Below are 14,431 nucleotides of genomic sequence, written 5' to 3' on the forward strand. Positions count from 1 at the left end.
GGCTACTCCCCGGCCGGCTGTGGCCGGCGTTGCATGGCAGTATCGATCTGGCTCAGCAGACGGGAGAAGTCGACCGGTTTGGGGTGATAGTCGTCGCAGCCCGCCTGCAAGGTCTTCTCGCGGTCGCCGGACATGGCGTGGGCGGTCAGCGCGATGATCGGGATGCCGGCGGTTTCCGCCTCCGCCTTCAGTTCCCGGGCGGCGGTCCAGCCATCAATGACCGGCAGGTTCATGTCGAGCAGGATCACGTCAGGTCGCTCGCTGCGTGCCATCTCCACCCCTTTCCGGCCGTCGAAGGCGAGAATGACGTCGAACCCGCGCCGTTTCAGCCGGCGCGACAGGAAGTCCCAGATTTCCTCGTGATCCTCGACCAGCAGCAGCTTAGCCATAGGTACCTCCTGTTCCATCCGTCGTGCTGGCTCCCGTTCTCCGTTCGACGGAAGCCGGCCGCAGGCGTGCGATCGCTTCCTTCAACTCTTCGATCACGCCATCAGCTCCATCCTCCGCCATCGGGATGATGTCCCGTACGTGGCCGCGCAGTTCCTCGGTCTCGTCGTGTCCGATCTCCTGGGCGACGACGATCACCGGGATACGGCTCCAGTCCGGGTTGCGGGACAAAGCCTTCAGGAAGGCGAAGCCGTCCAGGCCGGCCATGACTGGATCCAGCAGGATCACGGTCGGGATGGCAGCGGCGAGACGGCGGAAGGCCTCCTCCTCCGTTTCGGCCGCGCCGATTTGCCAGCCGTCGCGGCCCAGTTCGGCGGTCAGGAGAGCGCGAGTCTCGTCCGGCTCCATCAGCACCAGCGCCGTGCCGGGCGCCTGTCCGCTGAGACCGCTCAGCACCCGGTGCAGGCGCTGCCAGTTCACCGGCTTGGTGAAGTAATCGGCGGCTCCCAGCGACAGCGCCAACCCCATCTCGCGGCGGGACGAGATGATGATGACCGGGATGTCGGCGAGGTCGGGCTCCGCCTTCAGCACGGACAGCACCGACCAGCCGTCGGTCCGCGGCATCATCACGTCGAGCAGGATGACGCGCGGGCGGATTTGCCGGGCGATCGACAGGCCGGTCTGCCCGTCGGCGGCCAGCGCCACGCCGAAGCCCTCGCGGTGCAGGAAGCGGGCGAGCAGCTCGCGCATCGCCTGTTCGTCGTCGATGATGAGGATCGTCTCGCGCGCGGCCTGGGATGGCGTGACCTCCTCCACCCGCAGCGGGTCGGCATCGGCCGCACCCGGCAGCCGGCCGTGCCGCAGGTCGGCGGGAAGGCGGAGCGTGAAGCCGGTGCCCTGGCCCGCTGCCGTGTCGACGGTGATCTCGCCACCCAGCATGTCGGCGAAGGCCTTGGTGATCGCCAGCCCCAGCCCGGTTCCGCCGAAGCGGCGCGTGGTGGAGCTGTCGGCCTGCATGAAGCGCTCGAACAGCCGGCGGACCTGTTCCGGCGTCATGCCGATTCCGGTGTCGGTGACACGGAAGACGACCATGTCGGCTGGCATGACATCCTCCGCGTCCCGCGGGTGGGGTGTGGCACGTTCGACGGACAGAGTGATGGTGCCGTTCTCGGTGAATTTGGCGGCGTTGCTCAGGAGATTGAACAGGCATTGGCGCACCTTCACCACGTCGGTGTGCATGACGCCGAGCCCGTCCGTCACCTCCACCGCCAGCCGGTTGCCCTTCTTCGACACCAGCGCCTCAACTGTCGCAGCGACCTCGCGCGTCAGATCGGCGATGTCGGCGTCCTCGCCATGCACCTCCATCTTGCCGGCCTCGATCTTCGATATGTCGAGGACGCCGTTGATCAGGTTCAGCAGGTGACGGGCGTTCGCCTCGATCTTCTCCAAATCGGGCAGCATGCTGTCGACGCCGAGGTCGGCCAGCTCCTCCTCCAGCATCTCCGTGTAGCCGATGACGGCGCTGAGGGGCGTGCGCAGCTCGTGGCTCATGTTGGCGATGAACAGGCTCTTGGCCCGGTTGGCCTCTTCGGCGGCCAAGCGGGCGGCCTCCAGCTCCTCCTCCACCCGCTTGCGCACGCTGATGTCCTGCATGGCGCCGATCATGCGCAGGGGCTGGCCGATGGCGCTGCGCAGGACGAAGCCGCGGTCGAGGATGCTGGCATGGCTGCCGTCGGCACGTCGGAAGCGGTATTCATCGTTCCAGCGCGTGCCGCCGCCGTCGATCACCGCATGGATGCCGGTCACCACATGATCCTGGTCGTCGGGGTGGATGTGGTCCATCCACCAGGAGGCGGAGGTCTCTGTGGCGTCGGCGCCATAACCGAAGAGGGTGCGTACCGCCTCGTTCCAATGGATGCGGTCCGACGACAGGTTCCAGTCCCAGATGGCGTCGTTGGTGGCCTGCGCCGCCAGCCGATAGCGCTCCTCCGTCTCGCGCAGAGCCTCTTCGGCGCGTCGTCGGGTGGTGATGTCGGTGTGGACGCCGACCCATTCCTGAACGGCGCCGCTGGCATCCAGCAGGGGAACGGCGCGGACCAGCATGTCGTGATAGACGCCGTCGTACCGGCGCAGCCGGTGTTCGGCCTTGTAGATGGTCCGCCCGGTCCGCGCCGCGCGCCAAGCTTCGGAAGTGTGGGGGCGGTCGTCGGGATGGATGGCCTCGACCCAGCCGGTGCCCTTCAATTGATCGAAGGTCTGGCCGGTGAAATTGCTCCAGCTCGGCTGCGGTCCCTCGAAACGGCCGGCACCGGAGGTGTTCCAGACGATGGCGGCGGTCGCCTCCACCAGCGATCGGAAACGCTCCTCGCTGAGGCGCAGCTGTTCCTCCGCCCGCTTGGCGTCGGTGGTGTCCCAGGTGACACCGATCAGGGTGAGGCTGCGTTCCGGCGTGCAGTCGGTCACCAAGCCGCGTGCCACCGCCCAGCGCGTCTCGCCCGAGGGCAGCAGGATGCGGAATTCGGCGTCATATTCCCCGCGCTCTCGCCGGGCGGTGTCGATGATCCCGGCGATCCGCGGCTGGTCGTCAGGATGGACGCGACCGGTGACGTCGGAACCACAGATCGGCTGATCCGGGGTGAAGTCGAGGATCTCGCGCAGCCGGGCGTCGGCTTCGATGCGGTCCTCCTGCAAATTCCAGGACCATGCGCCGATCCGCGCCGCGCGGAGCGCCAGTTGCAGCCGCCGTTCCGCCTCCATCACCCGGGTTTCGGCCTTGCGCTGTTCAGTGATGTCGGTGTTGGTGCCAAGCCAGCGCAGGATGCGGCCGTCCTGGCCGCGCACCGGCACGGCACGGGACAGGAACCAGCGGTGGTTGCCGTCCTTGCCGCGCAGGGGAAAGATGTCCTCCCACGGCTCGCCCGAGCGGATGGCGCGGAAGAAGCCGTCCGACGCGCGGTCGACATGGTCGGGGTGGTGGACGTTGCGCCAGTTCCAGCCTTCCGTCTCGCCCGGTTCGGCGCCGGTGAAGTCATACCAACGGCGATTGTACCAGTAAACCGCCCCCCCGGAGTCCGCCATCCAGGTCAGCTGCGGGATCAGGTCGGCGAGGCTGCGGAACTGGGCCTCGTTTTCGCGCAGCAGGGTCTCGGTGCGGCGGCGCTCGGCGGCGTCATGGGCACGGTCGATGGCACCGCCCAGCAGGTTGGCGACTCCCTGGAGAAAGGCGGCGTCGGCACTGTTGAATTGGCCTTTCCGGCGACTGTCGATCTCCAGCACGCCGAAGGGCTCGCCCTCACCGCGGATGATGACGTTGATGGCGCGCGTCACCCCATGTTCGGCCAGCAGATCGGGACAGCGGAAGCGGGACTCGGTTCCAAGGTCGTTGGAGATGACAGGAGCGCCGGTCTGCAGCGCATAGCCGGCGGGGGAGGCGAGGTCGGTGCCGACCGACCGCTTCCCGACCACTCCCGGATTCCAACCGACACCGGCACGGACCAGCAGCCGGCCGGTGCCGTCGGGTTCCTTTATCCATTCCAGAGCCTTGCACAGTTCCGCTTCCAGCCCTTCGGCGCAGAGGGCGGTGGCCTGCTGCAACAGGGTGGGGACGTCGGTGCTTTTCAGGGCGGCGATGCCGAAGCGGGCCAGCAGGAAGTGCTGCCTCTCCCTGCGGGTCAGGGTCTCGGCAAGCTGCCGGCTGGACGGAGTGGCGGTTTGGGGTGCTTGGGCAGGGGGCATGAACCATGGACGGGTGGAGAGGGAGAACAGAGGAAACAGCCGGCGGCGGCATTCGTTCACAACGGCGTGGTGGGTACCGCTCACGACCAGCCCCATCACGGATGGAGTTCACGTATCCCCAGGGATGGCATCGGCGGTTCGCTGCTCGCCTGGGGCCCCGCCCGCGCCGCCGCAATCTTATGAAGTTTTTCTGTATGTGCTCCACTTCTGGAGCAGGATACCGGATTAATTGAAAGGTAAACGATGAGGGCAGTGGAGATATGAAATATTATCTCTACGCATTCCATACAGTAGTATGATTATTTAAAAAGACAATATTTCGATAATCAGTTGACTCATGGAGATTTGTGAGATATTGGATGAATATATCCGCATATATGCACGCTTTTCCGCGCGCTGGAAGGTCTTTGTTCGGGCGTTTCTTTTCGCTCTTATTGCTTGCGAGCAACCTGCAAAGCTCATTGGCGATCCTTGAGGGATAAGGGAGCCATTCAGCTGACGTCAGCTTTTTCAACGCCGAAGAGTTCGTGCGCCGCCGGACTGGTGGCCGTCACGATATCCTTGCATTGCCGAACCGCGCGAGCGCGAAGGACTGGAACTGTCCGTCAGCACTCGTCGCATCGTCCCTGAGGAGACCGTTCGCGCCATGACTTTCAGCATCAAAACGCACCGTCTGCATCAGGACGGCACCCCGGTCGAACTTGTCGCCACTCCGAACATGGGCGGAACCGTCCGACCCCTTTACCTAATCCTGCACTTTACCGCCGGCACATCCGGGAATGGCGCGATCAGTTGGCTGGCCAACCCTGATGCCAAGGCATCGGCCCACCTTGTCGTTGACCGCGATGGAAGTGTCACGCAGATGGTGCCGTTCAACCGTATTGCGTGGCATGCCGGCAAGAGCAGGTGGAACGACCTGGAGGGCATGAACGCCTATTCGATCGGCATCGAGATCGTCAACGCCGGCAAGCTCAAAAAGAGCGAATCCGGAACATGGACCAGTTGGTCAGGCCAGAAGATCGAAGCCGACGACGTGATCGTTGCCACGCACAAACATGAATCGTCGCCGGCCGGCTGGCATCGCTACACGTCGGAGCAGATCGCGGCGGTCGTCGCCATCGGAGCAGCCCTCAACACCCAGTATGGCTTCCTTGATGTCCTCGGCCACGACGATATCGCCCCCGATCGAAAGGTCGACCCCGGCCCCGCATTTCCCATGGTCAGCGTGCAGTCCAAGATTTTGGGCAGGGTCTGAACGCGGGGCACATGGTAGCTCCCAGGCCAGCTCCAACCGCCCGGATTTGCACCTTTTGGTTGATAGTGCCGGGAGCTGCGAATGGTTCCAGCCGATATGGCTGGAGTGATCCCCTAACAATGCACGGCTAATCCCTAAAAAAGAGGACGGCAATGCTTGGCGCAATACTTGAAACCGCCATCGGCTTGATGCTGGTCTTTCTTCTGACGTCGCTGGCGTGCAGCGTGCTTCAGGAAATTTTCGCCAACCTCACGAGTTGGCGTGGACGCAATCTGCGCAATGGCATCAGGCAACTCCTCAATGACCCTGACATGAGCGGGTTTGCCAAGATGTTTTACGAGCATCCGCTTATCGCCGGTTTGTCGAGAAACTGCTTGCCGTCCTATTTGTCGGCGTCGACCTTCGCCAAGGTGGTGGCCGACCTTGTCGAGCGGGAAGGCCTGCCGAACAACGGTGCCTTGACCGAGCCGCTGGCGGCGGTAATGCGCATCGCCGGCAGCGATCCGGATAAGTTCCGTGCGGAGTTGGAGGCCTGGTACAATGAGGCGATGGACCGTGTCGGCGGCTGGTACAAACGCAACGTCCAACTCGTCCTGTTGATTCTGGGATTCGCTGTCGCGGTGGGCCTCAATATCAATACGCTGGCGATCGCCCATACCCTGTGGACACAGCCCCTGGTCCGGGAACTGGCCGTTGCCCGTGCTGGCGAGATCGTTGGGGAGGCAAAAGCGAAAGCGGAAACGGCGCGGACGCAGCCTGCCGATGCGGGATCGAACGCCGGTCCGGGGAAATCGGAGCCGCCGGGAGTGATCCCATCGCTCCAGAAGCAACTGAACGATCTTCAGGTGCCGGTTGGCTGGGGTGGCGGCCTGCCGAACTCGACGATGAAATGGCTTGGAGCGATGGCGGGTTGGCTGATCACCGCCTGTGCCACCGCCCTTGGAACCCAGTTCTGGTTCAATGTGCTCAGCACGGCGTTGCGGTTGCGTGCCGCGGGTCCGAAGCCGGATGAAGCCACCAGCTGAGCAGTGGCGAAGGACCGATGAACGGCGACAGGTGCCGTCGGTGGCTTCGTCGTGGTGTTGAGTCGCTGTTTCTTCGAGATGGTTCAGAAGACGGCGGCCGCCGGCATCGCGCTGACCACTGCCATTTCCGCCCAGACTTCGCTGTGCGTCGGCTTCGCCGAAACGGTGGGGGGTGTCGCCTGTGTCTGTTACGGCCGTTGCACCATCCATCCAGCGCCCTTGCGGGTGGCGACGCCTGCATGACTGACTTAGGGGGGCTGATTCGCGCAATCGACACGGCAGGTCTGTCAAGTGGTCATACCACTTGACGATATGTCGCGCCCTGTCGCTGCGGTGCAGCATGCTAAGGGAATGGATGGGAGACGCGCCGGGGTCGGCCCGTCCACGCCTCCCCCTGAGGAGTGCCTTTTCCGATGAATCGCGATGTTTCGTCCCACCGCTGGTCCGTTGCCCCGGCCCAGCGTGCCCTTGACCATGAAACACTCGATGCGGACATTCGTGCCGCTTTTGCCCGGGTGGTTGTCTGCCTGCGCGGTGAGGTCGACGCGCTCGCACGGCGCATGGCCGATATCGGTACCGTCGAACTGGTGGAGCGGGATGGCGGATTGCAGGTGCTCTACCGATCCCATCATGGCGAAGACGGGGGTGAAGGGCTTCACCGGCTGATCGGTGACTTCGACCTGCACCTGACGCATGACGGTCGGGTGGCGATCCACATGCGGATCCGCGGCGATGTGCCGCCGGCCGAGAGTCTGGACTTCGACCGCGCGACGGTGGAGCATTTCCGGACCCGGCTGCATGCGTTTGAGACCGGCTGTCGTTGCCTTCCCATAGCACGCGCCGCCTGAAGGGGCTTGGTGAAGCTCGGGAAGCGGGCTTTTTGCGGACTGTCGCTGTCAGGGCGGGCCAAGTCTTTCGCCCGCCTGCAGCGCGGAGGAGAGATCATGTCCATGGACAAGGAAGTGGTCATCGCGGCGCTGCGTTACGCGGCTGAACTGCATGACGGCACTTATCGGCCCGACAGGGCGCGCACGCCCTTCGTCTCGCATCTGTCGGAAACGGCGGAACTGGTGGCGCAGGCCGGCGGCACGCCCGCCGAGATCGCCGCGGCTTGGCTGCACGATGCGGTGGAGGACGGGTTGACCACCGTTGCCGATCTCGCCAAGCGATTCGGGCAGGAGGTCGCCGATCTCGTCGCCGCGGTCAGCGACGCGCCGGAGGATGTCGGCAAGGCGATTGCCGAGCGCAAGGCGATACAGGCCGCCCGTCTCGCCGCTGCCCCGGAAGGAGCCAAGCGCATCAAGCTGGCCGAGCAGATCTCGATCCTGCAGGCACTGGCGGTCGAACGCCCGCTGTCCTGGAGCGTCGAGCGTGCCGATGCCTATGTCCAGGGCTCCCGCCTCGTCGCCGAGGCCTGTGCCGCCGCCAGCCCGCTGCTGGCCGAACGCTACGCCGCCGCCTTGGCCGGGGCGACGCATTGACCAAGCCGAGGTCAGAAGGCTGAAGAACGCCAGAGCCAGACCAGGCCGGCGACCGCACCCGCCGCCAGCAGAACCAGCGCCAGGATGATGGCAAGTGCTGTGCGGCGGTCCTTGGCCTCGCGCTGTTCGGCCTCGCGCCGCTTCTTCATCAGATGTTGCTGCTCCGGGCTGAGGAAGCGGCCGGCGGCGGCATCGCCCGTGGGCACATAGCGCACCCGGCCGCGGCCCTTGGATGTCTTGCTTGCCGCCGCCGCGCTTCCCCTGACGGAGGTCGCCAGCCCGCCCTGGGTAAGTCCGCCCTGGGCCAATCCACCCTTTGACGGCCGGGCGGCGTTGACCGGCTCCACCGCCGCCCCGCGAACCGCGGTCGCCTGCCGGCCCTTGCGTTTGCGCGGCAGTTTCCGCCGTCTGGTCGCCATACCCCTCTCCCCGCTCGCAAATCCGTTACCGCGGCGGCGAGCATAGCTGCCCGTTCCGTCCGGCGCAGCCAATCACAAGATGATCTCCGGAAAGTCACATAAGCCCATGCGAATGGCGACATGCCAACCCGAAATCCGCAGGGCCTAAGAGCATATGGTCTGTGGCGAACCGGCGCACACCCCAATGGTTTGTGGCACTAATATGGATACTAGTATACCAATTCATGAGCCCGCCGATGTTCCCTGGTGGGTGTGACTGCAATCGATTGGGAGGGTCACCATGCTCAAGAAGGCTGCTTTCAAATCCGGCCATATCCGCTCGCGCCGCGTCCTGCTGGCGACTGCCGCCGCCGGGCTGGCGATGTCCGCCGCCATAGTGCCGCTGAACGGCACGCTCGCCGCCGATGACGACCAGCAGCTGGTGGCGAAGGCGGTGAATGCGCTTCGCGACGCCATGCTGGCGGGCGACGGCACCACCTTGCTGGCGATGACGATGGACCAGTTGACCTACGGCCATTCCAACAGCCGGCTTGAGGACAAGGCCGCCTTCGTCGCCAGCCTGGACGGCAAGAAGGCCTTCAAGGAACTGGACCTCAGCGACCATGCGATCCAGGTGATCGGCGACGTCGCTGTCGCCCGCCACACCTTCGATTCGGTCAACAACCTGGCCGACGGCAAGACCAGCACCGCCCATATCAAGGTCTTGCAGGTCTGGAAGAAGGTCGACGGAACCTGGAAGCTGCTGGCTCGTCAGGCTTCCCCGCTTCCTGCCGCCTGATCCGGCCTTCTGCCGCCTCCCGTCCGCAAAGGCCGGAGGCGGCAGGGCACCGGTCATAAGGCCGCCAATCAGCGCATGCAATTTCCCACGATCTGGTAACAGAGCGTGGGGTCGCGCCTGTCATTGTAGCGGACGGCGGTGACCTGCCCGTCATGCAGTTCGACGGTGGCTTCGCAGCTGTAGGTTCGCGACCATGTCGTCACGTCGGGCTGCCAGAGCATCGGTCCGCGCGGGCCGAGCCAGGGGCTTGGCTCCCAATCCACGTCGCGGTCGACCAGGGTCTGCCGGCGGGTGTAGACCAGATACTCCGCATTGCCGGAGACGGCGGAGCGTTCGGGGACGCCAGCGCAGGACAGCAGGTTGCCCTTGCTCATCCCGACCATCGCCTCCGGCGCACGCAACGCCAGTTCTGCCTGCGGATTGGCGCAGGAGGCGCACAGCATGGCGACGGCGGCGAGAAGTCCGTCGCGCCCAGCCCACATCATTCGCTGACACCCGATGGTCATGTCTGATCCTCCGCGGCGATGCGCACCCGAACGGGACCGTTCTCCAGATAAAGCGTTCCGCCGGATGAACAACAGTGCTTAGCCCTGAAGGGTGTCGTACAGCAGCTTCAGGTTCAGCACGACGATCAGGCCGGCGACGATCCAGGACAGCCCGGCGACCCAGCCGGGAACGGCGAAGCGGCCCATCTTGCCGCGGTCTGTGACGAAGCGGACCAGTGGGATGACCGCGAACGGAAGCTGCATCGACAGCACGACCTGACTGAACACCAGCAGTTGCGCCGTACCGCTTTCGCCATAGAGTGCGGTCACCACCACCACCGGGATGATGGCGAGGCCGCGGGTCATCAGCCGGCGCACCCAGTGCGGCAGGCGAAGCCGCAGGAACCCCTCCATCACGATCTGCCCGGCCAGCGTCGCCGTAACGGTGGAGTTGAGGCCCGAAGCCAGCAGCGCCACCGCGAACAGGGTGGAGGCGATGCCGAATCCCAGCAGGGGTGACAGCAGTTCGAAAGCCTCGCCGATCTCCGCCACCTCGGTATGGCCGCTGCCGTGGAAGACGCTGGCTGCCAGGATCAGGATGGCGGCATTTACGAACAGGGCCAGCATCAGCGCGATGGTGCTGTCGACGGTGGCCCAGGTGATGGCGTCGCGACGCCCCTCGTCGGTGCGCGGATAGGCACGGGTCTGCACGATCGAGGAATGAAGGTAGAGATTGTGTGGCATCACCGTAGCGCCGAGAATGCCAATGGCGACATAGAGCATGGCGGGGTTGGTCACCACCTCCGTCTTCGGCACGAAGCCGTGCAGCACGGCGGCGACCGGCGGGGAAGCGGCGATGATCTGGACCAGGAAGCAGCCGGCGATGATCGTCAGCAGGGCCACGACGAAGGCTTCCAGATAACGGAAGCCGCGCTGCATCAGCAGCAGCACCAGGAAGGCGTCGAGCGCAGTGATCAGCGCGCCGCCGATCAGCGGAATGCCGAACAGCAGGTTCAGCGCGATGGCGGTGCCGATGACCTCGGCAAGGTCGCAGGCGATGATCGCCGCCTCGCAGGCCACCCACAGCATCAGGTTGACGGGGCGCGGGTAATGGTCACGGCAGGCCTGTGCCAGATCGCGCCCGGTGACGATGCCAAGCCGCGCTGCCAACGATTGCAGCAGGATCGCCATCAGGTTCGACAGCATGATGACGGAGAGCAGCGTGTAGCCGAACTGCGACCCGCCGGCGAGGTCGGTCGCCCAGTTGCCGGGGTCCATGTAGCCGACCGACACCATATAGCCCGGCCCGGCGAAGGCCAGCAGCCGGCGCAGCCACAGGCCGCCCTGCGGTACCGCGACGGAGGCATGGACCTCCGGCAGGCTCGGCCGGATTTCCGCGTCCGCGCTGGCGTATCTCCAGGCGTTGTGGGGCGGCACGGCGGCTTCGGCTTCCGACATCGGCGTGACTCCCGGCCAAAATGCGAACTGGTATCAATCAAGTATGTACCGGGACAACGAGTATGCAAGATGCTATACTTTCAGCATCCGAACATTTTTCCGGGTGGGTGGGGCGTGACTGACAGCGATGCGGACCTGCCCGATGCCGAACTTCATGCCGAAGGTTTCCGCAAGACGCGGGAGGCCCAGCGCTCCGCACTGGCCGAGGATTACGTGGAGCTGATCGCCGACCTGATCGAAAGCGGGCAGGAGGCGCGGCAGGTCGACATCGCCGCAAGGCTGGGGGTGGCGCAGCCGACCGTCGCCCGCATGCTGGACCGGCTGGCCGCCGACGGGTTGGTCTATCGCAAGCCCTACCGCGCCGTTTTCCTGACCGATTCCGGCAGGCGGATCGCCGAGGAAAGCCGGGAAAGGCACCGGACGGTGGTGGCCTTCCTCCGTTCCCTCGGCGTCAGCGCCGATACGGCGCGCATCGACGCCGAAGGCATCGAACACCATGTCAGCGCCGAGACGCTGGACGCCTTCCGCCGCGCCCTGGCGAAGGGGGGATGACCTGTCAGTGCGACCCGCAGGAACCGCTGTGGCGTTTCACCGCCCGCGGTCCTGCTGCCTCGCAGCCACGACAGACACCGGAACAACCGCCCGTTCGTGACGGGACCGGCCGCCCGGCCAGCCGGCGCAGGCGGTTGCGCAAACCTGCCGGTAGCAGCATTGTCCAGGTCACCCAGGCGAAGGCCGCGGCGACGATCAGTCCGACGATGACGTTCTCCATCATGGCTCATCCCCCCAGCAGGGCGCTGGACAGTCGGAAGGTGATGAAGGCGGCGCCATAGGCGAGCGCCGTCATGTAGGCGATCATCACCAGCATCCAGAACCAGCTGTTTGTCTCCCGCTTCACCACCGACAGGGTGGAGACGCATTGCGGGGCGAAGACGAACCATGCCAGCAGCGACAGCGCCGTCGGCAGGCTCCAGTCCGCCGCCAGGACACTGGCGAGCGAGCCGGACAGCGCGTCTCCCGTCTCGCTCAGCGCATAGACGGTGCCCAGTGCGGCCACCGCCACCTCGCGCGCCGCCATGCCCGGGACCAGGGCGATGGCGATCTGCCAGGTGAAGCCGACCGGGGCGAGCAGCGGCGCCAGAGCATGGCCGAGCATTCCGGCAAAGCTGTAGTCGATGGCCGGACCCGTCGCGCCGTCGGGTGCCGCCGGGAAGCTGCCGAGGAACCACAGCAGGATCATGATGGCGAAGATCACCGTGCCGGCACGGGCCAGGAAGATCCGTGTCCGCTCCAGCAGCCCCAGCAGGATGTCGCGCGGGCTGGGCAGCCGGTAGGACGGCAGTTCCATCAGCAGCGGCTCGCGGGCGCCTTTGAAGATCGTGCGCTTCAGCACGAAGGCGACCGCCAGCGCCGACAGGATGCCGGCGGCGTAGAGGGTGAACATCACCAGCCCCTGCAACCCGATCATGCCGCCGGCCATGCTCCGGTTGGGGACGAAGGCGGCGATGATCAGCGTGTAGACCGGCAGCCGGGCCGAGCAAGTCATCAGCGGCGCGATCATGATGGTGGCCAGCCGGTCGGCGCGGTTCTCGATGGTGCGGGCCGCCATGATGCCGGGGACGGCGCAGGCGAAGCTGGACAGCAGTGGGATGAAGGCCCGGCCATGCAGCCCGACCCCGCCCATCAGCCGGTCGAGCAGGAAAGCCGCCCGCGCCATGTAACCTGTGGATTCCAGCATCAGGATGAAGAAGAACAGCACCAGGATCTGCGGCAGGAAGATCACCACGCTGCCGACCCCGGCGATGATGCCGTCGGTCAGCAGGCTTTTCAGCATGCCGTCGGGCAGGGCGGCACCGGTGGCGGCCTGCACCCAGCCCAGCCCCCTGTCGATCATGTCCATCGGCACGGCAGCCCAGGCGAAGACCGCCTGGAACATCAGGAAAAGCACCAGGAACAGGAAGGGCAGGCCGATCGCCGGATGCAGCAGGGCGGCGTCGATCCGCCGGGTGGCGATGGAAGGTTTTCCCACATCGCGGAGTGCTGCGGCCAGGATGCTTTCCACCTCCTGGTGATAGGCGCGCAGGTCGTTGGCCGACGGTTCGCTCCAGCCGCAGGGGGAGGAGCCGCAAGGCGCGGGGACGAGGCCGGCCGTCATCGCCACCATGCTGCGGTCGATCTGGTCGAGCAGCCCAACCACCCCGGTGCGCCTGATCGCCACCGTTGGCACCACCGGCACGCCGAGTGCTGCCGACAGGGCGGCCGCATCGACGCGGCAGCCCCGCGCCTCCGCCACATCCATCATGTTGAGCGCGAGGATGATCGGCCGGCCGAGTTTCTTCAGCTCCAGCACCAGCCGAAGATGCAGGCGCAGGTTGGTGGCGTCGGCGACGCAGACCATCACGTCGGGTGGCGCTTCGTGCTGGAAGCGGCCCAGCACGACGTCTCGGGTCACCTCCTCGTCGGGTGAGCGGGCGCGCAGGCTGTAGGTGCCGGGCAGGTCGACGATCTGCACGCGGGTGCCGGCGGGACTGAGAAATTCGCCGACCTTGCGTTCGACCGTCACGCCGGGATAATTCGCCACCTTCTGGCGGGCGCCGGTCAGCGCGTTGAACAGGGCGGTCTTGCCGCAATTGGGGTTGCCGACGAGGGCGATGCGCGGCGGGACGCCCATGAAGGCCGAAGTGGATAGAACGGTATCGGTCATCGCGGAAACCTTTCCGCAGGAGGAGGAGGCGAGGCTCAGCCGAGCGTCACCAGAACGGCGTGTGCCTCCGCCCGGCGCAGGGCCAGGGTGTGGTCGTTGATGCGCACGGCAAGCGGATCGGCGCCGGGGAATCCCTCATGCAGGATTTCCACGCGGGCACCTTCGATCAGGCCCATCTCGATCATGCGGCGTTCCAATTCGCCGGGCGGTAGCGGGGTGGCGACGGCAGACTCGTCAAGACCGGTCACCACCGCGCGCTGGCCTTTGCGCAGCGCGCCGAGACGGCATCCTTCGCCTGTGCGGGAGGGGGGATCGGCCGAGCTGCCGGGCGCATTGGCGGGCGCGTGGCCGTAAATCCGACAGGGGGCGGGAGCAGAGGTGGCGTCGCGGGCGGAGCCGGACAGCGGCGGAATCATGGGGAGACACCTATGGGCAGCACGCCAGTGAGGGCGCGCGGAGTTGCGGCAGGGGATTTATGGCACTGGATTTGTGACAGTGGCCGCGACCCCGACAATGATGCGAATCATTTTCATTTGCGATGTGACGAAGCGTCGCGGAGCTTTGCCATCGAACCTGGAATGGCTTTAGGAGGTGGCGCGCGGTGCCGATCGGCCGAAATTTTTTTATTTTTTCCTGAAAAAAAATTGTCGGGGCCTGACGCTCCGTTCCTATTCCGCTCCTGCGTCATATGAAATTAAGGCAGC

At 65.6% G+C, this 14,431-nt stretch carries 15 protein-coding genes; 7 read left to right on the plus strand and 8 right to left on the minus strand.

Annotated elements, in window-relative coordinates; translation table 11 throughout:
* Positions 1–2: 2 nt before the first annotated feature.
* Both E6C72_RS23340 and E6C72_RS23345 read right to left on the minus strand, forming a co-directional pair.
* Positions 3–389, minus strand: coding sequence for a response regulator (locus E6C72_RS23340; RefSeq protein WP_109084242.1), 387 nt, complete (start codon positions 387–389; stop codon positions 3–5).
* Complete coding sequence (locus E6C72_RS23345) at positions 382–4,206, minus strand: PAS domain-containing protein (protein WP_247875483.1); 3,825 nt, start codon at positions 4,204–4,206, stop codon at positions 382–384. The genes E6C72_RS23340 and E6C72_RS23345 overlap by 8 nt, the downstream gene beginning before the upstream one ends.
* A gap of 562 nt (positions 4,207–4,768) precedes the next feature.
* Here E6C72_RS23345 and E6C72_RS23350 point away from each other — a divergent pair.
* The 5 genes from E6C72_RS23350 (at position 4,769) to E6C72_RS23370 (ending at position 7,883) form a co-directional block, all read left to right on the plus strand.
* The gene (locus E6C72_RS23350) at positions 4,769–5,377 is read left to right on the plus strand and encodes an N-acetylmuramoyl-L-alanine amidase (RefSeq protein ID WP_109084241.1); all 609 of its coding nucleotides are present in this window, start codon (positions 4,769–4,771) and stop codon (positions 5,375–5,377) included.
* Positions 5,378–5,529: 152 nt separating this feature from the next.
* A complete protein-coding gene (locus E6C72_RS23355; RefSeq protein WP_109084240.1) occupies positions 5,530–6,402 on the plus strand; it encodes a hypothetical protein in 873 nt (290 codons plus the stop codon).
* A gap of 78 nt (positions 6,403–6,480) precedes the next feature.
* Positions 6,481–6,645 carry a hypothetical protein gene (locus tag E6C72_RS23360; RefSeq protein ID WP_109084308.1) on the plus strand — a complete coding sequence of 55 codons (165 nt, stop codon included), beginning with the start codon at positions 6,481–6,483 and terminating at the stop codon, positions 6,643–6,645.
* Between the two features lie 170 nt (positions 6,646–6,815).
* Positions 6,816–7,250, plus strand: a complete 435-nt coding sequence (locus E6C72_RS23365) for a hypothetical protein (protein WP_109084239.1) — start codon at positions 6,816–6,818, stop codon at positions 7,248–7,250.
* A 96-nt stretch (positions 7,251–7,346) separates the two neighbouring features.
* Entirely contained in the window at positions 7,347–7,883 is a 537-nt protein-coding gene (locus E6C72_RS23370) for an HD domain-containing protein (RefSeq protein WP_109084238.1), read from the plus strand.
* Positions 7,884–7,894: 11 nt separating this feature from the next.
* On the opposite strand, the gene E6C72_RS23375 is transcribed toward E6C72_RS23370, so the two are convergent.
* Positions 7,895–8,302 carry a hypothetical protein gene (locus E6C72_RS23375; RefSeq protein WP_109084237.1) on the minus strand — a complete coding sequence of 136 codons (408 nt, stop codon included), beginning with the start codon at positions 8,300–8,302 and terminating at the stop codon, positions 7,895–7,897.
* Positions 8,303–8,582: 280 nt separating this feature from the next.
* On the opposite strand from E6C72_RS23375, the gene E6C72_RS23380 reads away from it, so the two are divergent.
* The gene (locus tag E6C72_RS23380; protein ID WP_247875482.1) at positions 8,583–9,080 is read left to right on the plus strand and encodes a nuclear transport factor 2 family protein; all 498 of its coding nucleotides are present in this window, start codon (positions 8,583–8,585) and stop codon (positions 9,078–9,080) included.
* Positions 9,081–9,148: 68 nt separating this feature from the next.
* Here the strand turns inward: E6C72_RS23380 and E6C72_RS23385 are convergent, their stop codons facing one another.
* Both E6C72_RS23385 and E6C72_RS23390 read right to left on the minus strand, forming a co-directional pair.
* Positions 9,149–9,586, minus strand: coding sequence for a hypothetical protein (locus E6C72_RS23385; protein WP_109084236.1), 438 nt, complete (start codon positions 9,584–9,586; stop codon positions 9,149–9,151).
* A 78-nt stretch (positions 9,587–9,664) separates the two neighbouring features.
* The gene (locus E6C72_RS23390) at positions 9,665–11,023 is read right to left on the minus strand and encodes an Nramp family divalent metal transporter (RefSeq protein ID WP_109084235.1); all 1,359 of its coding nucleotides are present in this window, start codon (positions 11,021–11,023) and stop codon (positions 9,665–9,667) included.
* A gap of 114 nt (positions 11,024–11,137) precedes the next feature.
* Here E6C72_RS23390 and mntR point away from each other — a divergent pair, with 114 nt between their 5' ends.
* Positions 11,138–11,575, plus strand: coding sequence for a manganese-binding transcriptional regulator MntR (gene mntR, locus E6C72_RS23395; RefSeq protein WP_109084234.1), 438 nt, complete (start codon positions 11,138–11,140; stop codon positions 11,573–11,575).
* A 4-nt stretch (positions 11,576–11,579) separates the two neighbouring features.
* Here mntR and E6C72_RS23400 read toward each other — a convergent pair whose 3' ends face one another.
* The 3 genes from E6C72_RS23400 to E6C72_RS23410 are packed head-to-tail and all read right to left on the minus strand — an operon-like array spanning position 11,580 to position 14,143.
* A complete protein-coding gene (locus tag E6C72_RS23400) occupies positions 11,580–11,798 on the minus strand; it encodes a hypothetical protein (protein ID WP_109084233.1) in 219 nt (72 codons plus the stop codon).
* 3 nt (positions 11,799–11,801) lie between these two features.
* Positions 11,802–13,727, minus strand: coding sequence for a ferrous iron transport protein B (gene feoB, locus E6C72_RS23405; protein WP_109084232.1), 1,926 nt, complete (start codon positions 13,725–13,727; stop codon positions 11,802–11,804).
* Between the two features lie 35 nt (positions 13,728–13,762).
* Positions 13,763–14,143, minus strand: a complete 381-nt coding sequence (locus tag E6C72_RS23410) for a FeoA family protein (protein ID WP_109084231.1) — start codon at positions 14,141–14,143, stop codon at positions 13,763–13,765.
* Between the last annotated feature and the right edge of the window lie 288 nt (positions 14,144–14,431).

Origin of the sequence: Azospirillum sp. TSH100 (assembly GCF_004923295.1) — a bacterium.
GTDB lineage: Bacteria > Pseudomonadota > Alphaproteobacteria > Azospirillales > Azospirillaceae > Azospirillum.